20 protein-coding genes and 1 pseudogene are annotated in these 18,708 nt (G+C 49.2%); 9 read left to right on the top strand and 12 right to left on the bottom strand.

Features of this window, described 5'->3' with window-relative positions:
- Window positions 1-123: 123 nt before the first annotated feature.
- From MJ769_RS14050 to MJ769_RS14035, 4 genes are all read right to left on the bottom strand, one after another.
- Window positions 124-1,023 (bottom strand): E3 ubiquitin ligase family protein, encoded by a 900-nt coding sequence (locus tag MJ769_RS14050; protein WP_239237766.1) that lies wholly within the window; start codon window positions 1,021-1,023, stop codon window positions 124-126.
- Between the two features lie 111 nt (window positions 1,024-1,134).
- Entirely contained in the window at window positions 1,135-1,701 is a 567-nt protein-coding gene (locus MJ769_RS14045) for a LemA family protein (RefSeq protein ID WP_239237765.1), read from the bottom strand.
- 312 nt (window positions 1,702-2,013) lie between these two features.
- Entirely contained in the window at window positions 2,014-2,355 is a 342-nt protein-coding gene (locus MJ769_RS14040; protein ID WP_239237764.1) for a hypothetical protein, read from the bottom strand.
- A 395-nt stretch (window positions 2,356-2,750) separates the two neighbouring features.
- The gene (locus MJ769_RS14035) at window positions 2,751-3,215 is read right to left on the bottom strand and encodes an MEKHLA domain-containing protein (RefSeq protein WP_239237763.1); all 465 of its coding nucleotides are present in this window, start codon (window positions 3,213-3,215) and stop codon (window positions 2,751-2,753) included.
- A gap of 30 nt (window positions 3,216-3,245) precedes the next feature.
- Here MJ769_RS14035 and MJ769_RS14030 point away from each other — a divergent pair, with 30 nt between their 5' ends.
- Complete coding sequence (locus MJ769_RS14030) at window positions 3,246-3,485, top strand: hypothetical protein (RefSeq protein WP_239237762.1); 240 nt, start codon at window positions 3,246-3,248, stop codon at window positions 3,483-3,485.
- A 131-nt stretch (window positions 3,486-3,616) separates the two neighbouring features.
- Here the strand turns inward: MJ769_RS14030 and MJ769_RS14025 are convergent, their stop codons facing one another.
- The gene (locus tag MJ769_RS14025) at window positions 3,617-4,195 is read right to left on the bottom strand and encodes a hypothetical protein (RefSeq protein ID WP_239237761.1); all 579 of its coding nucleotides are present in this window, start codon (window positions 4,193-4,195) and stop codon (window positions 3,617-3,619) included.
- A 339-nt stretch (window positions 4,196-4,534) separates the two neighbouring features.
- Window positions 4,535-5,884: a signal recognition particle protein gene (ffh, locus tag MJ769_RS14020; protein WP_239237760.1), complete on the bottom strand. Its 1,350-nt coding sequence runs from the start codon at window positions 5,882-5,884 to the stop codon at window positions 4,535-4,537.
- A gap of 72 nt (window positions 5,885-5,956) precedes the next feature.
- On the opposite strand from ffh, the gene MJ769_RS14015 reads away from it, so the two are divergent.
- The 7 genes from MJ769_RS14015 (at window position 5,957) to xerD (ending at window position 10,892) form a co-directional block, all read left to right on the top strand.
- Window positions 5,957-6,769 (top strand): cytochrome C assembly family protein, encoded by an 813-nt coding sequence (locus MJ769_RS14015; protein ID WP_239237759.1) that lies wholly within the window; start codon window positions 5,957-5,959, stop codon window positions 6,767-6,769.
- 75 nt (window positions 6,770-6,844) lie between these two features.
- Complete coding sequence (gene rpsP, locus MJ769_RS14010) at window positions 6,845-7,099, top strand: 30S ribosomal protein S16 (protein ID WP_239237758.1); 255 nt, start codon at window positions 6,845-6,847, stop codon at window positions 7,097-7,099.
- A gap of 13 nt (window positions 7,100-7,112) precedes the next feature.
- Complete coding sequence (gene rimM, locus MJ769_RS14005; protein ID WP_239237757.1) at window positions 7,113-7,634, top strand: ribosome maturation factor RimM; 522 nt, start codon at window positions 7,113-7,115, stop codon at window positions 7,632-7,634.
- A 9-nt stretch (window positions 7,635-7,643) separates the two neighbouring features.
- Complete coding sequence (gene trmD, locus MJ769_RS14000) at window positions 7,644-8,420, top strand: tRNA (guanosine(37)-N1)-methyltransferase TrmD (protein WP_239237756.1); 777 nt, start codon at window positions 7,644-7,646, stop codon at window positions 8,418-8,420.
- On the top strand, window positions 8,417-8,797 hold the full coding sequence (gene rplS / locus MJ769_RS13995; RefSeq protein WP_239237755.1) for a 50S ribosomal protein L19: 381 nt from the start codon (window positions 8,417-8,419) through the stop codon (window positions 8,795-8,797). The genes trmD and rplS overlap by 4 nt, the downstream gene beginning before the upstream one ends.
- 499 nt (window positions 8,798-9,296) lie before the next feature.
- A complete protein-coding gene (locus tag MJ769_RS13990) occupies window positions 9,297-9,800 on the top strand; it encodes a methylated-DNA--[protein]-cysteine S-methyltransferase (protein WP_320412167.1) in 504 nt (167 codons plus the stop codon).
- 195 nt (window positions 9,801-9,995) lie between these two features.
- Window positions 9,996-10,892: a site-specific tyrosine recombinase XerD gene (gene xerD / locus MJ769_RS13985; protein ID WP_239237754.1), complete on the top strand. Its 897-nt coding sequence runs from the start codon at window positions 9,996-9,998 to the stop codon at window positions 10,890-10,892.
- A 199-nt stretch (window positions 10,893-11,091) separates the two neighbouring features.
- Here xerD and cysK read toward each other — a convergent pair whose 3' ends face one another.
- Together cysK and MJ769_RS13975 are read right to left on the bottom strand one after the other, a co-directional pair.
- Window positions 11,092-12,027, bottom strand: a complete 936-nt coding sequence (gene cysK / locus MJ769_RS13980; protein WP_239237753.1) for a cysteine synthase A — start codon at window positions 12,025-12,027, stop codon at window positions 11,092-11,094.
- Between the two features lie 273 nt (window positions 12,028-12,300).
- A pseudogene (locus tag MJ769_RS13975) lies at window positions 12,301-12,405 on the bottom strand (IS5/IS1182 family transposase); the annotation flags it as partial.
- Window positions 12,406-12,458: 53 nt separating this feature from the next.
- Here MJ769_RS13975 and MJ769_RS13970 point away from each other — a divergent pair.
- Window positions 12,459-12,812: a YajD family HNH nuclease gene (locus MJ769_RS13970; protein ID WP_256445728.1), complete on the top strand. Its 354-nt coding sequence runs from the start codon at window positions 12,459-12,461 to the stop codon at window positions 12,810-12,812.
- A gap of 98 nt (window positions 12,813-12,910) precedes the next feature.
- On the opposite strand, the gene MJ769_RS13965 is transcribed toward MJ769_RS13970, so the two are convergent.
- Genes MJ769_RS13965 through MJ769_RS13950 form a run of 4 tightly spaced genes read right to left on the bottom strand, consistent with a single transcriptional unit; the run spans window position 12,911 to window position 18,522 of the window.
- Window positions 12,911-14,167, bottom strand: a complete 1,257-nt coding sequence (locus MJ769_RS13965) for a TolC family protein (protein ID WP_239237752.1) — start codon at window positions 14,165-14,167, stop codon at window positions 12,911-12,913.
- A complete protein-coding gene (locus tag MJ769_RS13960; protein WP_239237751.1) occupies window positions 14,164-14,466 on the bottom strand; it encodes a DUF3240 family protein in 303 nt (100 codons plus the stop codon). The genes MJ769_RS13965 and MJ769_RS13960 overlap by 4 nt, the downstream gene beginning before the upstream one ends.
- Window positions 14,459-17,542 carry an efflux RND transporter permease subunit gene (locus MJ769_RS13955; protein ID WP_239237750.1) on the bottom strand — a complete coding sequence of 1,028 codons (3,084 nt, stop codon included), beginning with the start codon at window positions 17,540-17,542 and terminating at the stop codon, window positions 14,459-14,461. The genes MJ769_RS13960 and MJ769_RS13955 overlap by 8 nt, the downstream gene beginning before the upstream one ends.
- On the bottom strand, window positions 17,542-18,522 hold the full coding sequence (locus tag MJ769_RS13950; protein ID WP_239237749.1) for an efflux RND transporter periplasmic adaptor subunit: 981 nt from the start codon (window positions 18,520-18,522) through the stop codon (window positions 17,542-17,544). The genes MJ769_RS13955 and MJ769_RS13950 overlap by 1 nt, the downstream gene beginning before the upstream one ends.
- Between the last annotated feature and the right edge of the window lie 186 nt (window positions 18,523-18,708).

Here is an 18,708-nt window from a genome sequence, read left to right as displayed (position 1 = left end):
AGTGTTGCACACTGCTGGGAACTTATACCCTGTGTTGCGGAAGAGACCTTTCGCAACACATTCTGAACGTAACATATTTTCTCTGCGTCATCAGCCTTTTATGTAACATATTACTATTTTACGTTATGAATTAATATTTTGTAGCACCCACCCTAGCCCACCGAGCGATCCAAATAAAATCATGAGATGCCCCCAAGCCCAGAGCAAGTAGCGACGTGACAACCTTTCCCCTGATAGGTTACTGATAAGGAAGAGTTGGCCATCGGGAGAACGGCTGATGATATGGGTGCTAGGATGTGCCATAACATCCGCCATCATTTTCTCCACTTCATCCTTGGCCGCTTGCCTGGCAAGTTCCCATTCCGCTAGGCTTAGCTCCCCATCTTTGTTTAGATCGAAGCGTGCGAGCAACGCGGGCATATTTTTTTTCCATTCCGTCAGCAATGCGCTCAACTCAACGCGCTTGTCAAAATCTTGATTACGACCACCTTGAGTGCGAAACCGACCGATGACATAGAGTGTTTCACCCTTGATCAAGGTCCATTCAGTGTAACGACAGCCTTTTTCTTGCCACTGGTCATAACGCCGAGTAATGATCTCCGCATTTTCCGGGTCAACCACACATTCACCGGTATCGTCGCACAGTAAGAAAGAGTCGCTGGTTTCACCACTATCTATTGTTCTCCATCCATTTTTCTCTCGCTGCTCGATTTTATAGCGACACCACAAACAAGGACGTCGTCTAAGCGTGCTAAACAAGGGAGGGTCACAGAATGGTTGACCACTTCCCACCAATTCAACATAGCCTTGTGCAGCAGAAGCAATTTTTGATGTGGGTGTGTTGCGTAAGGTCCGCAGCCTATATAACGAGGACAACCATGCACAGAGGCTAATCAATGCAATTACAGCAAGACAATACAACCAGCCATTGCGGGAATGTATACGGAAACCTACGATCAGTAGCAGCAACTGTGCACCGGAGGTAATAAGTTGCGCATATTCGCGTCGTAGCCAATCCAGCATGGGGATTATCGTGAATATCGCACAGCGAGTCGCACGTGCTTTATCAACCAGCGGTTAGTGAAAAAAGGCATGGGTGATTCATTAACAGGCAAAACATATTTGCCATAGCTGTTAGTTGAATAATTGCTTCATATCCACATCGGCTTTTTCATTCGTGGAAAATACCAGCAAAGGCTTTTCAACAAAACCGAACATCTTCGAAATAAAATTGGCGGGAAAGACTTCGATTTGCACGTTATTGATGTTCACTGCGTCGTTATAAAATTCACGGCGGTCAGCAATTCCATTTTCAAGCGTGCTGATACGGTTCTGTAGCTGCATGAAATTTTCATTAGCTTTCAGCTCAGGGTAAGCTTCTGCAAGGGCGAATATGCTGCCCAAACCTGCGCGTAGCAGTCCTTCCGCCTGCCCAAGGGCGTCGATGTCTTGACGGTTCCCTGCAGACTGCACCTGTGAACGTGCCTCGATAACTTTTTGCAAGGTGGATTGCTCAAACTGCTTGTATTGTTTGCACACTTCAACCAATTTTGGCAACTCGTCATGGCGCTGTTTCAGTAGCACGTCGATATTGGCCCAAGCTTTAGCAACAACATTTTTGACACTCACCAAGTTGTTATACAAGCTGATGCCATAGATCAATACTATGGCAACGATACCTAAGAAAATAAGCATAGACATGTTGATTTCTTTCATTGATGTTGGACGGGGCAGCCCTAGCATTAGGAGCACATACAGTTTTCGTCAGATGCGAAGAAGATTCTTGATTGGCTGCTTCTGGCCGCTTGCTGAAAGTAACTCGAAAAATATGAACAACAGCAAACGCACTGCATAGCTGACTATCAAAATAAACAATTTGTTCTACATTACGAATGCCATCTCTGTATTTGTAATTACATGATTTTAATTGCTTTTAAAATTTAGCAGCTTTATCAGGCAGGCATTCAAATTGGTTTTGTTGCATATATTAAATAGGCTGTATTTTCCTTGAACTTATCTGGTACTCCGTAGGTTGTGACGGTCTCGCCCTCCGCGCTCCCGGCCAATATAAATTTTGTCATCGCTTCTCACACGCATGTCGCAGGGAATCGCAATATTAGCGACGTAACTCACTTTGTCTTTATCTTGAATAAAGCCCCCATTGATCAGTTCCTGTAGCAAATATTCTAGTGATTCACTTAAGCTGGGCGCAGCCCGTTTCATCAGCACTTTCACCGTAGACTTGTTATCAATCAAACAGAAAGCACGCTTAATATCATTGGACAAATAATTAGTTATCCTATTGCTTTCATCCTCACCCTTACTGGTTTTGATAAATGTAATTTTGGTATCCATATTTAATCCTTGCACCTTAATTGTTTAAACATTACTAATTGAATTCAAGTTCGAGATTCACGAACTTGTTATCGGTCAAAAGTGTTTAAAGTTTAAAGGGTACCTCTAAGAATATTTCATACAAAATTTAAGGATAGAGTATGGAGACTCCCCAGTCACAGACACTGCATGCGTGAGTCTTTAATTCAGATACTAATTGAATAGCACCTAAAGCAGGTACACGGCCGGATGGTTCTCTGGTAGAGATTGCTTCGATTCAGAGCGTTACATACTCTGAAATTGAGATGTGGTCACGAAAATTGGAAGATAGTCCGCAAAATATACAGTTGGCAATGCAAGTATGGCTATCAATGTTGAAAAAACTTGTGAAATATTTCATAGTGCCATCGCAGAAATCAAAGGTATTCCCAGTCTCGGATGAGTGCAGCTTGGCCATAAAACTGACCATCTGATGTAATTAAATTCCATACTGTGGCGTCACGGATCATAAAACGCCGACCGGACTTTGAGATACGGATACCAGAATAGTTATTGATGTATCCATGTCTGGTAACCGCATCCAGCAGCTTAATCCGCTCTTTTTGATTTACTGTTTCAGCCGATAGACGTGATGGCAGAGCGGTAAACTCCTCCCAGCTCATTTCGAACATATCCAGCGCTCGCTGGTTACCATAATTGAATATTGGATCTACCCCGATACCGTGGGAAAGAACCGCAAACGGTGCCAAAAAAAGTGTCTCAACAGCATTTTCTTGACTGATGCTTTCATCAAAATCGGGTTTCCCAGTCCAGTGTAAATAGCTGGAGCGCAGGATTTCAACATGATGGGTTAGGAAGGTTATTTCATTATCGTATGACATACGATAACTATAGGCGGATTCAGGATCGAGGTGCAACACCTAATACTGACTTTACCTATTTTTAACATCCACCCGCCGCTTACGGCCTTCCGCGTCGAACAGGGAGATGGCCATGTAACGCAACACGCACCGCCAACCTGCCGGACTTGGCTGGCAGGGGCGCGCTCGCCCTGCAAAAGAGTGAAATCAGGTAAAACGCATCAAGAATGGCCGGTTGAGCGGAACAGGTTGCTGCAATGGCAACTTTTAGCGGTGGAATTTGGGGTTTGACGCGGAACAGAACCCAAGGCACCGCACCGATCAGAGAGATATTTCCATAACAAGCAGATTCACAGCAGCCTCACCGGGCTTGTACAACAAACGGTTCAGATTGTGGCTCGCTTCGCGATCACAATCTAACCTTACTCATTGGGCGGCGAATCTAACGGCTTACCTGCCTCTCGCCAGCGAGCAGTAGCTTCCAAGCACCGAGCATGAAGTAATCTAAACACGAATGCCAAGCAATGTTCAGGTTCTTTCAGATCACCCCGTTTGGACTCTTCTTTCACTTTCTCCCATTCGTCCTTCAAGAGCTTCTGGCTGACCTCAACAAGCTCGTTCAACGCTTCTTTCAGTTCAGTCTCTTGTGTAGTATGGGTAAGCTGTGGAATTCGAGCAACAAGAGTCTCAATGGATTTGTCGTGATCACCATCTGGATTCAACTGAAGTCGGATCAGATGGCGCAATTTGTCGATCTGCAAGAGAGTTTCGTGCTCCTCGGGTTTGCCCTCAAGCCCGGAAAACCGCCAAGTATGGGTTAGTCCGCAGAACGTCGAAATGTTTTCCCTTAGCGTGCCAAGCCACTTTACGCGCTCAGCAGTCACCGTATTGATGAAAGCTGTCCGACGACTTGATCGCCAATTTGCAACGGCATTCCAGATGCCAAGGATAAAGGTGACCAATATGCCGGCACCGAGAACGTAGTCTTTTGGATCCATCACTTACATTGCCTCCTTGACGCCCAACGTAATATAGAAAACAGCTTCATGAGCTGGCAATGTAGCCTATATCGGAAAACGCTATCAAAAATTACCACCTCCCCATTATTTTTCATAATGTTAGCCGTTTATTTTGCTGGACGTTAATTTTAGGACAACCTAATATTCTGCGGATGGGAGTTCAAGCTATTTTTAAGGACTCTCCCAAAATACTCGATCGGTTAAGTGGTACGAGGTCAGGCCACATATATTACATCTGCTGTGTAATTTGGAAGGCATGACCCACAAGCTTTTTCATTGTTAATACAATTTGCATGGCTGACAACCTTGAACTTCAAGAGCTTAACGTTTACCAGGCAACATGCCCTTCATGCCGCGCATCAATTTGCCTATACCGCCTTTGCTGAACATTTTCATCATCTTTTGCGTTTGTTCAAACTGGTTCAACAATTGATTGACATGCATTACCTGAACCCCCGATCCTGCAGCGATGCGGCGTTTACGTGAAGCTTTAATGAGTTCCGGGTGGGAACGTTCTTGCATTGTCATTGAATTAATGATGCCTTCAGTGCGATTGACGGCGCGGTCGTCCATCTTGGCACCCGCCGCAGCCTGGCCGAGTTGTGCGGGTAGTTTATCCATCAGGGCAGACATACCGCCCATTTTGCGCATTTGTACGATTTGCATCTTGAAATCGTTGAGATCAAATCCGTGACCACTTTTGATTTTCTTGGCCAGCTTTTCAGCCTCGGCCTGATCAACCTCACGGTGGACATCTTCTATCAACGACAATACATCGCCCATGCCTAATACGCGCGAAGCCATGCGCTCTGGGTGGAAGGCTTCCAGGCCATTGGGCTTCTCGCTTACGCCAACAAATTTGATCGGTTTGCCGGTAATGTGTCGTACCGACAAGGCCGCACCACCCCGTGCATCGCCATCCAGCTTGGTGAGGATAATACCGCTTAGCGGCAACGCCTCGCCAAATGCCTTTGCGGTATTCACAGCGTCCTGTCCGGTCATGGCGTCTACAACGAACAGGGTTTCAATCGGATTAAGGGCAGCGTGCAATTGCTGAATTTCTTCCATCATTGCGGCATTGATCGCAAGGCGACCAGCAGTGTCCACAATCAGCACATCGTGGTGATGTTTGCGTGCGTGATCAAGCGCCGACAGTGCTATATCGCGCGGTTTCTGGCTGGCATCAGAGGCGAAAAAATCGATTTCCAGTTGCTGCGCAAGGATGCGCAATTGCTCGATAGCAGCAGGACGGTAAACGTCACAACTAACCAGCAGCACTTTTTTCTTCATCTGTTCGCGCAGCAGTTTTGCAAGTTTCCCACTTGTTGTGGTCTTGCCTGCACCCTGCAAACCAGCCATCAAAATCACGGCTGGCGGCACGGTGGTAAGATTCAACGCATCGTTGTGCTTACCCATCAGCGTGGTCAACTCGCGATGCACGATACCAATTAATGCTTGCCCCGGCGTCAGACTGCCCAACACTTCTTGTCCTAGCGCAGCCTGCTTCACTTGGGAAGTTAGTTCTTTAACCACGGGCAGCGCCACGTCAGCTTCCAATAAAGCCAAGCGCACTTCACGCAAGGCATCCTGGATGTTGCTTTCAGATAAGCGCGCTTGTCCTCGCAGGTTTTTTATAACGCCTGAAAGGCGTTGCGTAAGATTGTCTAGCATGGTATTGCTCCTGTTTTCCGCAGCATTGGCTATAGTGTAGAATCAGCGAAGTCTAAAACATCCTGACTAAAAATGTCGAATCTTACGTTCTATGTAATCACTTTTCTTGCGTACAGCGTGTTAGCGGCATATTTTTGGCGTGCACAATCTGCGGGAAAGGTTGATGTCTTAAACCGTGGATTGATTGGTCATGCCGTATTGCTGCCGCTAGCACTCCATGCATACTTGCTGTATAGCAGTTTATTTAGTAGCGGCGATCTGAACTTTGGGTTAATTAATGCGCTATCGTTGATTTTGTGGCTGACCATGCTGGTATATTGGCTGGCACGTTTTTTTTACCCGATTGCCAGCTTGCAAACATTAGTGTTGCCTTTGGCAGCAGGTGGTGTGTTACTGCCAGCGCTGTTTCCTGCGGTTCATCCGCTAACGAACAATCTTTCATTTGTCCTTGAGGCACATATACTGGCAGCAATGTCCGCCTACAGTCTGTTCACCATTGCGGTGCTGCATGCGGGCTTGATGTCATTGGTGGAAAAACGCCTCCATCAGGCTACGCTGCCGCGCGTGCTGCAAGGCTTTCCTCCATTGCTCACTATGGAAACCTTATTATTTCGCATCATTGGCGCAGGCTTTGTTTTGCTCACTATGACATTGGCGTCGGGCATTGTCTTTTCCGATCAGTTATTTGGCAAGCCGTGGCACTTCAATCACAAAATGTTGTTCGGTTTCATTTCGTGGTGTGTGTTCGCAGTGTTGTTACTCGGCCATCAGTATAAAGGTTGGCGCGGACGTACTGCGGTACGATGGACAATGAGCGGCTTTATTTTTTTGCTGCTTGCCTATCTGGGCACCCAATTTGTGCTGGAAGTGTTGCTGCATCGCTAATGTTACTTGCCATTACTCAGTGAAGTGTCGTAAAATCTGCGCCCTTTGGCATTTGCTCACAATAAAGTAGAAACTATGGTTATTATACGATTTGCACGTGGTGGCTCCAAGAATCGCCCATTTTATAATGTAGTTGTGGCCGATTCACGTAATCGCCGAGATGGTCGATTTATCGAGCGCGTTGGTTTTTATAATCCAGTTGCCCCGGACGGCCCTGAAGGCATGCGAATTCAACTGGATCGCGTGGCTTTCTGGCAAGAAAAAGGCGCGCAATTGAGCGACGCTGTCGCCAAGCTGGTCAAGCACGCTGGTGCCGCAGCAAAAGCATAACCAATCAGACTCCATGATCGTTATGGGGCGCGTGGCTGGTGCGCAGGGCATTCTCGGTTGGGTGAAGATTAAAACATACACCGAATCCGTTGATAGTCTTGCCGACTACCCAGTGTGGTGGCTGGGAGACGAGAAGCATCCATGGCGCGAGGTAAGCTTGGAAACTTTTGCTGTTCATAGCAAGGGCTTGGTCGCCAAATTTCCCAACAGCAACGACAGAACCACCGCCGAAAAATACAAAGGTTTGCTGGTGGCGGTGCCGCGCAGCAACCTGCCTCAACAGCCTGAGGGTGAATATTATTGGTCGGATCTAATCGGTCTAACGGTAGTTGATCTCGCTGGAAAATGTCTAGGGGTGGTGGACAACCTTATGGATACCGGTGCTAATCAGGTGTTGTGTGTACAGGAAGGCTCGCCCGAAAAAAAACGGGGGGAATTATTAATCCCGTTTATCGCCAGCGCAATCAAGCAGGTGGACTTGACGAAAAAAGTGATACATGTCGATTGGTCAGCCGATTGGGCAGCGACGCACTGAGTAGAGGCGATGCGCTTTGATGCTATTACGCTATTTCCGGAAATGTTCGACGCAATTACCCAATATGGGGTGACGAGGCGTGCGGTGGAGCAAGGCAAGTTTGTGCTCCGTACTTGGAATCCGCGTGAGTTTACGAGCGACAAACATCGTTCCGTGGATGATCGGCCTTATGGCGGCGGTCCGGGAATGTTAATGTTGGCAGAGCCACTAGCACAGGCAATCGCAACAGCGAAACAAAGCCAAGCGCAAGCTGGTGTGGTCAAAAGTTGTGTAATCCACCTGTCACCACAAGGCCGACAACTAACCCATGAAGTGGTGAAAGAGCTGTTGGCGCGGAATAATGGATTGATTCTGCTGGCAAGCCGTTACGAAGGTGTAGATGAACGCCTGATACGACAGCAAGTGGATGAAGAGCTTTCCATCGGGGACTATGTGTTATCCGGTGGCGAACTGGCAGCGATGGTGCTGATAGACAGCTTGGTTCGGCTCTTGCCCGGTGTATTGGGGGATGCCGAATCAGCGCAGCAGGACTCGTTTGTAGCGGGCTTGCTGGATTGTCCGCATTACACTCGGCCAGAAATTTTTGAAGGCGAGGGAATACCGGAGGTTTTACTTTCCGGACACCACGCTGAGATAGAGAAGTGGCGGTTGAAGCAGGCGCTAGGACGGACCTGGCAACGCCGCCCAGATTTGCTGGCACAACGTCAGTTAACAAAACAGGAAGCTCGGCTACTGGCAGAGTACCAGCAGGAACAAGCGTCCGTACAACAAGAGGAAACAAAATGAATCTTATCGCAATACTAGAACAAGAAGAAATTGCCCGTTTGGGAAAGGTAATTCCAAACTTCGCCCCCGGGGATACTGTTGTCGTCAGTGTAAAAGTGGTCGAAGGAGAACGCAAACGTTTACAGGCATATGAAGGCGTAGTGATTGCAAAGCGAAATCGCGGTCTAAATTCGTCTTTCATCGTGCGGAAAATTTCCGCTAATGAGGGCGTGGAACGTACCTTTCAAACCTATTCAACAGCCATCGCCAGTATTGAAGTAAAGCGCCGTGGTGATGTGCGTCGTGCCAAACTCTACTACTTGCGTGACCGTTCCGGAAAATCCGCACGTATCAAGGAAAAGCTCCCTGCCCGCAAAGCAGCTAAAGTCAGCAGTTAGTCATTTCCATTTCTATTTATAAATTCGAATTGGTAAATTTATTGCCTCCGGCAAAACCGGAGGTTTACTGCTGCATGCACATCAAAGGTTCTGGTAACCCATAATTCATCTAAAAGCGTCTAAGCCAAAATTTATTTTGTTGTAATTTTTGGCTTCCCACACCTGATTAAACGCACATAAACATGTGTCAATCATCAATGACCAATCAGCAACCTTACGCTTTCTTTGTAACGCCGATTCAAAAATTACCTCCTCTGAACAAATGGATTCCGCAATGCGCGAATATTGCCTGCTCTCGTCGCTTGGGATATAACCTACTTGATGTTTACAGGTTTTATCTTGTCTGGCTTAGATCCTGCTACTCTCCTACCCTGTAGCTCTTACTTTTGACAGGCAAGTAAGTTTTAATACGACCAAGATGCAGTCCAAATCTTGGTGAGCCACTCGGTGAAGCTGGGATTTATCTCATTAAGCAGCCAAATGTTCGTGTATAAGGAAGATGATGAATTATCAGGCAAAGCTATCTACACCATTTGGTATGCTTGGTATCCGCTGTGAGGTGGATGTACTTACCGACATCGATTTTCTTGAGCAGGATGCTTCACCACAAGCACCGAGCCAAGCTTTTGCTCGAGAGGTGTGCGAACAATTGCAGTCCTATTTCATTGACCCTAATTTTCATTTCAATATTTCACTCAAACTAAACGGCACTGCCCATCAAACAAAAGTATGGCAAGCAATGTCTGCAATTCCACCCGGTCAAACGCGCAACTATGGAGATATCGCTAAGGTGCTAGCGTCCTGCCCACGCGCGGTTGGTCAGGCGTGCGGTGCAAATCCCATTCCGATAGTCATTCCTTGCCATCGTGTGGTGAGCAAATCTGGCATCGGCGGCTTTATACGCCAGCGCAGTGGAGATGCGTTGGATATCAAACTCTGGTTGTTGGAACATGAAAAGCAATCAAACCAAGAAGACTGTCAGGTTTTTTACTTAGCCAATTGATTACATGAATAACCCTATTATTTATTGATATGTATATTTATAAATATCAATATGTTATGCCTTCAAAATCTCAAGGTCAGATAGTCTGCTAATGACTATTATTCATAAGCGAACGGGAAGCGGCTACAACTGGCATTACGCACGCAGTGAAGATCCATATAGATTTCTCACCACACTTAAATGAGACAAAGATGAATGAACAACACTGACATCCTGGATGAATTCTGCGACTCCCTGTGGCTGGAAGATGGTTTGTCGCGCAACACACTGGAAAGCTACAAACGCGATCTGTGCAAATTTATTCTCTGGATTGAAAAACAGCGTGGCTCTACCTTACTAGAGGCCACTCACGCAGATGTCCAAGGCTTTCTCGCCTATTTGGTCATCGAACAAAAAGCTAAAGCCACCAGTACCAGCCGCGCCATATCAAGCCTCAAACGCCTGTTCCGTTATTTGTTGCGACAGAGCAGAATTGTCACGGACCCCACGCTGCAAATCGCTACTCCCAAGCTGCCGCGTAACCTGCCCAAAACGCTTACCGAACAGGATGTGGAAATGCTGTTGCAAGCGCCTGATACCAATATACCTCTAGGTATGCGTGATCGCACTATGCTGGAAGTACTATATGCCAGCGGTCTGCGCGTGTCCGAGTTGATCAGCTTAAGCATCGCACAAGTCAGCCTCGACATGGGCATAGTGCGCGTAATGGGTAAGGGTAATAAAGAACGTCTGGTACCGCTGGGGGAAGAGGCACTAGATTGGTTGCGCCGTTATCTGATGGATGCACGCCCCACCTTGCTGGGCAATAAATTAAATGCAGCGCTATTTGTTACTCAGCGTGGCACAGCGATGACGCGACAAATGTTCTGGTATCTTATCAAGCGTCACGCAAAGTATGGCGGCCTACACAAACCTCTGTCACCGCACACCTTGCGCCACGCCTTCGCCACCCACTTGCTTAACCACGGCGCAGATTTGCGCGTAGTGCAATTGCTGCTCGGCCATGCCGATATTTCTACCACACAGATTTACACGCATGTTGCACGCGAACGGTTGAAGCAACTGCATATGCAACATCACCCGAGGGGATAATTGATTTTACCGTACAGCTTTTCGTTGTATGAGACGCTACTTTTACATCAATTACTTATTGGATATCCATTCTTGATTTTGGTAATGCTTTTGACTATAACTTTTTAGAACCAGTCACTTGATGCAAGGCTATGCTGTATCATACTACTGGGATGCACGGACAACCTACTTCAATGCATCGCATCCTGCACAACGGTGGTTAATCCACATCCAGGTCAGCAAACAATTGAGTAGACAAATAACGTTCACCAAATGATGGGATCATCACCACGATCATCTTGCCAACATTTAACGGACGCTTGGCAACTTCAAGGGCTGCCCAAACAGCTGCACCCGAGGAAATACCGACCAGCAGGCCTTCTTCCTTTGCCAAGCGCCGTGCCATATTGAGTGCATCTTCATCTGTAACACGTACTGTTCCGTGGAATATGTTGCTGTTGAGTACTTCAGGTATAAAACCTGGCCCAATACCTTGAATGGCGTGCGGGCCACGCTGACCACCAGAAAGTACGGGCGAGGCATCAGGTTCCACGGCAATTACTTGCACGGCCGAATAGACTTCTCTCAATGCTTCACCCACACCAGTGATAGTGCCCCCAGTTCCTACACCAGCAACAAAGATATCTATCATACCGTCGGTGTCGCGCATGATTTCTTCGGCGGTGGTAGCACGATGGATACCAGGATTGGCACGATTAGAGAATTGTTGCAAGATAAGGTAGCGAGAATCGGCCAAAGCCATTTCTTTTGCTTTCTTCATTGCTCCGGGCATGCCGCCTGCACTTGGAGTTAAAATCAGTTCTGCACCATAAGCTTTCATCAACAAACGGCGCTCACGGCTCATGTTTTCCGGCATAACGAAAGCACACTTATATCCGCGGGCTGCGCAAACCATAGCAAGGGCGATGCCGGTATTTCCAGATGTTGGCTCTAGAATAATTGTGTCTGGCTTTATCATGTCTCCCCGTTCAGCAGCTTCAATCATTGACGCGGCGATACGATCTTTGACGCTGAGCGCGGGATTGAAAAATTCCAACTTGGCGAGGATAGTGGCATCTATGCCTTGGGTCACGCGGTTTAATTTTACTAACGGTGTGTTGCCTATCAGCTCTAAAACATTTTTTGCAATCTTCATCTGTACTCTCTCTTTTCTATTCATATGGCAGCATACAGCGACGGATTAGTCTGTGTACTGCGTTGGCCAAATAATACCTTGGGCACCTCTAAAAACCAATAGATATCATACCTTCCTGCCTTCATTCGTATGAACGCTGCCAAAGAAAATTCATATTTTTCGATGGATTGCATATTTTTGCGCGGCTCCGCTTCGTTGAGACCCTGAACTGCTGAGGCACTTTTGGAAATTTGTCCTGCTGCGAACGTCAGAAGGCCTCAATTCCAGCTCACTAGCAGCCATCACGGGCATTGCAAAATTTGCTCGTGCCTGACTGGTAGTAAAAATCAATTTATCGTACATCTGTTCAATGACAGCAAAGATGTGCTCGACTATTGCAATAAACTAAATTCACCGTATTATGTATGAACCATTATTTAAATTAGATAGTTATGACACTCATAAATAGCAAGCTAGACAAAATAGTACTTGATGCACGGAAAAATGCAGAGAATCGTGCTATGGGATACCGAGAGCAAGCGCTCAAGATGTATCCGTGGGTTTGTGGTCGTTGTGCTCGTACTTTTTCCCGTGAAAATCTTCAATTACTAGAAGTTCATCACAAGAATAACAACCATGACTATAACCCCACAGATGGTAGTAATTGGGAGCTTTTATGTACCTATTGCCATGAGAATGAGCACTCGCGAGTTAAGGACTCAGCAGGCCGTTCCGCTGTTCAAAATCCAGAATCGCTGGCCACTTTTAATCCTTTTGCAGACCTAAAAAATATTTTAAAGAAATAATTTATGGCATTTACCGTGCATACGGCGGTGACCAGTCGTAATTATTTTATTCCATTTAACGATTAAAAAGCTGCCACTGATGCGACCATAGCCCAGTTTTAGCTATGTTCTAAATCCCAAATCAGGTGAGCATCGACAAGCAGCTTGTAATAAGCCGTCAAGGCTGTGACTTGCGCTTGCAGCGCATTGGTCATCGCAGCGGTTGCTTGGCGACGCGCCAACAGCATGGCTTGCAATTCTGCTTCGCCAAGCGTGTAGGCGCGCTGCATCAGCCTGGCATTCTCCTGCATGGCTGATGCGCCTTCATTTGCAATTTGCAGGCTGGCATAGGCACCGCGCGCAATCATGATGGCGCTCATAATCTCGGACTCAAGCATACGTTTCTTGAGTTCGACTTCCTGGCGTGAGACTTCAACTGCTGCGATTGCCTTGGCACTGCGCGAGTCGCGAACGCCGCTTGGAATGGGAATGCTGAGCATTAATCCGGATATACGCTCGCGTCCATCGATCTCCGAAGCATGATAGATTCCCACTCTGGGATCGGGTGTCTTGTCGGCGCGTGCTCGTTCTGCATAGGCTTCTGTTTTTTGCATTTGAGTTTGTGCAACTTTGAACTCATCGCTTTGATTCAGGATGTGTTCGCGCCAAAATGACGCGTCCTCCACGATCGGCAAAGGCATGGGCAGCGCCATGAACTGACGCTTCATACCGGGAAAGCGGATAGATAGACGCGACCAAGCCGCAGCAACCTGCGTCTTCGCGTCATTACCCAAGCGTCTTTGCTCGGCCAATTCGGCACGGGCGATGCTCAAATCTAATTTAGAGGCATCGCCGGCGCGGACGCGCTTTTGTACAGCCGCAAGGCTAATCCGAGTTAACTGAAGACTGTTTTCGGCCAGCTCTCGGGCACGTTCCGCCGCTAGCCAATCTATCCATAAAGCCATCAGTTCACGAGCCGCTTCGTGCATTGCCTCACCATAGCGTGCCTGGGACTCTTCGACGGTTGCTTTGCCGATATTGCGATCGGCCACAGCTTTGCCGGGCAGCCGAAAATTTCGCTCGATACCTACGTGCCACTCCTTTCGATTACCATTTGAACTATCGTTGGAACCGTAATTCTGAACCCGGCGTTGACCCGAAACCGTGGCGGTCCATTCATAAGGCGATTTATCGAGTATGCCAGCCTCTTGCAGAGCAACGTTTAGGTTGGCCCGCAAGGCAGCAACGCCAGGATCCTGCTGAAGTAGTTGCTGTGCAATTTCGACTGGCAAGAGTCCCGGGGGATTCACAGCCTGCAGTGCCTGCCCGGAACCTGAGACGGTCAACAGAGCTATCAGGAACAATCGAACTATCATACGATCTCTCCCGCTTCAACGACAGTCGTCACCCAATAGCGCAGACCTGTGCCGGCCAATTTCTGGCGAATAGTATCGAGCAATATAGCCTTATCGGCCGCAGCAAAAATTACCTGTATTTCGGTGACATGCGCCCGCCCCATTACCTGCTCGGTTTGACTTAAATCCCAAACAACCACGCCATGTGCAGCGGTGGGCGTGCTGGTAAAAACAGTAGTGCTGGGCAACATGAGCAGCAAATCAAGCAGCTTTTCCTCAATCGTTGGCGGACACAGTAGCGTTAAACATAGTTCAGACATGAGGAACCTCCTGCTTCGAAAAACCGAAACGTAAATATAAAATTGGCAATAGCATCAGTGTCAGCGCCGTGGCGGTAACCAATCCACCGATTACGACGATGGCCAACGGACGCTGGATTTCGGAGCCGGGTCCTGATGCGAACAGCAGTGGCATCAGCCCGAAAGTCGTAATCGAGGCGGTCATCAGCACCGGGCGTAAGCGCCGCTTTGCTCCTTGCACGACAACTTCACTTAACTTCATGCCTTCGCTTTGCAGTTGATTGAAATAGCTGACCAGAACCACACCGTTCAGGACGGCGATGCCTAGCAGTGCAATAAAGCCTACAGACGCCGGCACCGATAGGTATTCGCCGGTGACCCACAAGGCGACGATACCGCCGACCAGCGCGAATGGAATATTGCTCAGAATCAACAAAGTCTGACGGACCGAGCCGAAGGTCGAGAACAACAGTACGAAAATGAGCCCGAGGGCGATTGGCACAACAACCGTCAAACGGGCAGCCGCGCGCTGCTGGTTCTCGAACTGTCCGCCCCAGGTGATGTGGTAGCCAGTGGATAAACGCAGCTTCTGCTCGACAAGGGCTTTGGCTTCTTCGACAAAACCGACCAGATCACGACCGCCGATATTGGCGATAACTACGCTGTAGCGGCTAGCCATCTCGCGATCAATCTTCACCGGACCTGCTGCGCGTTCTAGTTTTGCGACGCTAGTCAATGGCACCGTGCTGCCATCCTTGGTCGTGATCCGCATGGCTCCAAATTCAGCTGGCGATATGCGAACCGATTCAGTGCCACGCAATATGATCGGCGTGCGGCGGTTACCCTCGATAACAATACCGGCTCGCTGACCATCAATTTGTGCGCGTAGAGAATCCTGGATCTCTTCAACGCTCAATCCCAGACGGCCAGCTTGCAGGCGGTTTACCGTGACCCTCAAATACTGCACACCATCATTTTGAACCGTATACACGTCCTGATTGCCGGGAACCGTCTTGAGTAGTGCTTGAACTCGACTCGCATACTCATTGAGTTTATCGAGATCGGGGCCGAAAATTTTGACCGCAAGATCGCCACGCACACCTATGATCATTTCCGACACGCGCATTTCGATCGGCTGTGTGAAGCTGTATTTAATACCAGGCATGGGATCGAGCACCTTGCGCACTTCGTCCTTCAGCGCTTCCTTGCTCTTCATGCGCCATTCACCTTTCGGCTTCAACAGCAAATACGTGTCGGTCTGATTGAGGCCCATCGGGTCAAGACCGATTTCATCGGAGCCGACACGGGCTACGATTCCATGCACTTCCGGGATAGTCTGCATGATAGCGCGTTGGATTTTTAGATCGAGCGCAGTGCTTTGTTCCAGGCTAATGGAAGGCAACTTCTCAATGCCGACAATCAAGTCACCTTCGTCCATCGTCGGCATAAAAGTTTTGCCGACCTGGGTATAGATCACACCGGCCACCAGCAACATCAATACTGCTACTCCGGCTACGACGCGCTGCCGGCGCAGAGCCCAGGAAAGCGTCGGTTCGTAAAGCGCCAGCAGCTTGCGGGGTAGCCACGGCTCTTCGTGCTTGATCTCACGCAGCAGATAAGACGCCAATACCGGAATGACGGTCAACGACAACACCAGGGATCCAGTCAGTGCGAATACAATAGTGAGCGCCACCGGCACAAAAAACTTTCCTTCGAGACCCTGAAGCGTCAGGAGCGGCAAAAACACAGTAATGATGACCAATACCCCGGAGGTGACCGGAACCGCAACCTCTCTCACCGCGCGATATATTGTGTGTAGCCGCGGCAATTTTCCGGCAGTGGGATCGGTCGCCAAACGCTGCACGATGTTTTCGACCACCACAATGGAGGCATCGACCAGCATACCGATCGCGATGGCCAAGCCGCCCAAACTCATCAGGTTCGCCGACATGCCGAAACCGCGCATCAGAATGAAGGTAATCAGCGCAGCCAGAGGCAGCACAAGGGCCACTGTCAATGCCGCCCGGATATTCCCCAGGAACAAGCCAAGTAAAATAATGACCAAAATGGTCGCTTCGAGCAGCGCGGTCGAAACTGCTCCAACCGCCTTGCTGACCAGGGAGGCGCGATCATAGAAAACGTCCAGTTGTACGCCGTGCGGGAGCGTTGGCTGTAGTTCGACCAGTTTTTTTCGGACGCCTTCGACGACTTTTTGCGCATTAGCGCCGGCCAGCCCCAACACCAGCCCCTGAACGGTCTCTCCCGTGCCATTTTTGGTCACCGCACCATTGCGTGTCACCGTACCGATCTTGACCTCGGCCAAATTGCCAACGCGAACCGGTGTGCCATCTTTTATCGTTACCACAATCGCACGCAGGTCGTCCAGAGTCGTGATCCTCCCCTCGCTACGCACCAGAAGCACTTCGTCTCCTTCGCCAAGTCGACCCGCACCGTCGTTGCGGTTATTGGCACTGACTGCCTCCTTGAGCTGAGCTACTGTCACGCCGCTGGCGGCCATTTTGAGCGCATCAGGCACGACTTCGAAGGCGCGAACGACGCCACCCAGCACATTCACATCGGCAACGCCGGGCACGGTTCTGAGCACCGGCCGGATGACCCAATCAATCAGACTTCGTCGCTCGGCCAGAGACAGCCCCCCTCCTTCGACGGTAAACATGAACATTTCCCCGAGCGGTGTCGTGACCGGCGCCATACCGCCCGCGATGCCGACCGGCAAAATATTCGTCAACCCGCCAAGGCGTTCGCTGACCTGCTGCCGCGCCCAGTAGCGGTCAGTGCCGTCCTCGAAGTCGATCGTCACATCGACCAGGCCATACTTGGAGACAGAACGAAGAATTTTGGTTTTAGGGATACCGAGCATTTCCACTTCAACCGGCACCGTGATGCGACTTTCGACTTCCTCCGGTGTCATGCCGGGGGCTTGCATAATGATTTTAACTTGAGCACTCGACACATCAGGGAAAGCATCAATCGGCAACCCCAGGTACGCATACCACCCTGCACCCGCCACTATCAGTGTCGCCAACAATGTGAACAGGCGCTGCGATAAAGATATCTGGACAAGACGGGAAAGCATTATTTGCTCTCCATCGCATTAAGCCATGCGCCCTTGAGAACAACCACGCCGCTGACCGCAATCTGTTCGCCAGCCTCAATTGAACCTTGCACGCGCACCAGCTGCCCGGCGCTCACCACCACCTTCACAGTTCTGGCTTCAAAGCCCTGTGAAGTACGGACAAACACATACGCCTGGTTACCGTCATGAGCCACGGCGGAAAGCGGCACATCCCAACTGCCTGGCGTGGCCGCCAGGGGCAATTCGACCGTCACAAACTCTCCAGATCGAATCTGACCAGTATTGCCCTCGACTTCCGCTCGCAACTGCACCATCTGACTACTGGAAGAAACGATCGGACTGACACTCAAAATGCGCGCCGCGACATCCCGGCCGAGTACTTTGACCTTTGTTCCAGCTGGCCAATTCGTGTTTTCCGACACCGGAAGCTGAATATAGAGCCTGAGGGAATCGGTTTGTGTCACCTGCAATAAAGTGGTTGCAGCATCGATCCGTTGACCTGGCTTGACCGTAATCTCGGTCACGATTCCGACCTGCGTCGCGGTCAGCGTAATGCTATCTTGTAGCTTGCTGGAAACTGCAATGCGCTGGATTGTAGCGGCCGACATGCCGCTTAAACGGAGCGCCGCCTTAGCCTGGTTGAGCACGGCTTCAGCTTCCATCAAAGCTGCTTGAGCTTCTTGCACCCGACGTTGCGGAATGATGCCTTCATCGAACAAAGCTTGTTCGCGCCGTGCCGATTGTCGTGCAAGTTTGTCGCGGGCAGTGGCTTGCAGCAGCTGCAACTGCAATTGGCCCAGTTCTGAGCTGACAATGCGTACCAGCGGTGTGCCCGGTCGCACTTCCTGATTTTGCTGAACAAGTAATTGCGCCACCAAACCGGCTACCGGCGAGCTGACAACCTGTCTCGCTGTTGTGGAGGCGACCACCTCCGCAGGAAAACGCGCCTTTATCAAATCGATTTGGCTCTGTAATGTCACACTCTTAATGCCCAATGCCTGAATCTGATTATTTGGAACAATAAATTGGACCGACCGATTAGTCGCTTGAGCGTTAGCCGTTAATGCGTATGCCATTGCTACGGCGCAAACGCACAAATAAAAACGTAGATTCCTTTTGTTCATAATCAACCTTATATTATTGCCTGCCGACATAACAAGCGCGGC

It is taken from the genome of Candidatus Nitrotoga sp. BS (assembly GCF_927797785.1).
GTDB lineage: Bacteria > Pseudomonadota > Gammaproteobacteria > Burkholderiales > Gallionellaceae > Nitrotoga.
Note: the sequence above shows the minus strand (reverse complement) of the source record. Positions and strands in the feature narration are given on the sequence as shown.

Bases quoted from the DNA above. Each gene is read 5' to 3' on its own strand.
- rimM (WP_239237757.1), top strand. From the start codon at position 7,113: ATGATCGTTATGGGGCGCGTGGCTGGTGCGCAGGGCATTCTCGGTTGG.
- MJ769_RS13970 (WP_256445728.1), top strand. From the start codon at position 12,459: ATGACACTCATAAATAGCAAGCTAGACAAAATAGTACTTGATGCACGG.
- xerD (WP_239237754.1), top strand. From the start codon at position 9,996: ATGAACAACACTGACATCCTGGATGAATTCTGCGACTCCCTGTGGCTG.
- MJ769_RS14045 (WP_239237765.1), bottom strand. From the start codon at position 1,701: ATGTCTATGCTTATTTTCTTAGGTATCGTTGCCATAGTATTGATCTAT.
- trmD (WP_239237756.1), top strand. From the start codon at position 7,644: ATGCGCTTTGATGCTATTACGCTATTTCCGGAAATGTTCGACGCAATT.
- cysK (WP_239237753.1), bottom strand. From the start codon at position 12,027: ATGAAGATTGCAAAAAATGTTTTAGAGCTGATAGGCAACACACCGTTA.
- MJ769_RS13965 (WP_239237752.1), bottom strand. From the start codon at position 14,167: ATGATAGTTCGATTGTTCCTGATAGCTCTGTTGACCGTCTCAGGTTCC.
- MJ769_RS14040 (WP_239237764.1), bottom strand. From the start codon at position 2,355: ATGGATACCAAAATTACATTTATCAAAACCAGTAAGGGTGAGGATGAA.
- MJ769_RS14050 (WP_239237766.1), bottom strand. From the start codon at position 1,023: ATGCTGGATTGGCTACGACGCGAATATGCGCAACTTATTACCTCCGGT.
- MJ769_RS13990 (WP_320412167.1), top strand. From the start codon at position 9,297: ATGATGAATTATCAGGCAAAGCTATCTACACCATTTGGTATGCTTGGT.
- MJ769_RS13955 (WP_239237750.1), bottom strand. From the start codon at position 17,542: ATGCTTTCCCGTCTTGTCCAGATATCTTTATCGCAGCGCCTGTTCACA.
- rpsP (WP_239237758.1), top strand. From the start codon at position 6,845: ATGGTTATTATACGATTTGCACGTGGTGGCTCCAAGAATCGCCCATTT.
- MJ769_RS14035 (WP_239237763.1), bottom strand. From the start codon at position 3,215: ATGTCATACGATAATGAAATAACCTTCCTAACCCATCATGTTGAAATC.
- MJ769_RS13960 (WP_239237751.1), bottom strand. From the start codon at position 14,466: ATGTCTGAACTATGTTTAACGCTACTGTGTCCGCCAACGATTGAGGAA.
- MJ769_RS14015 (WP_239237759.1), top strand. From the start codon at position 5,957: ATGTCGAATCTTACGTTCTATGTAATCACTTTTCTTGCGTACAGCGTG.
- rplS (WP_239237755.1), top strand. From the start codon at position 8,417: ATGAATCTTATCGCAATACTAGAACAAGAAGAAATTGCCCGTTTGGGA.
- ffh (WP_239237760.1), bottom strand. From the start codon at position 5,884: ATGCTAGACAATCTTACGCAACGCCTTTCAGGCGTTATAAAAAACCTG.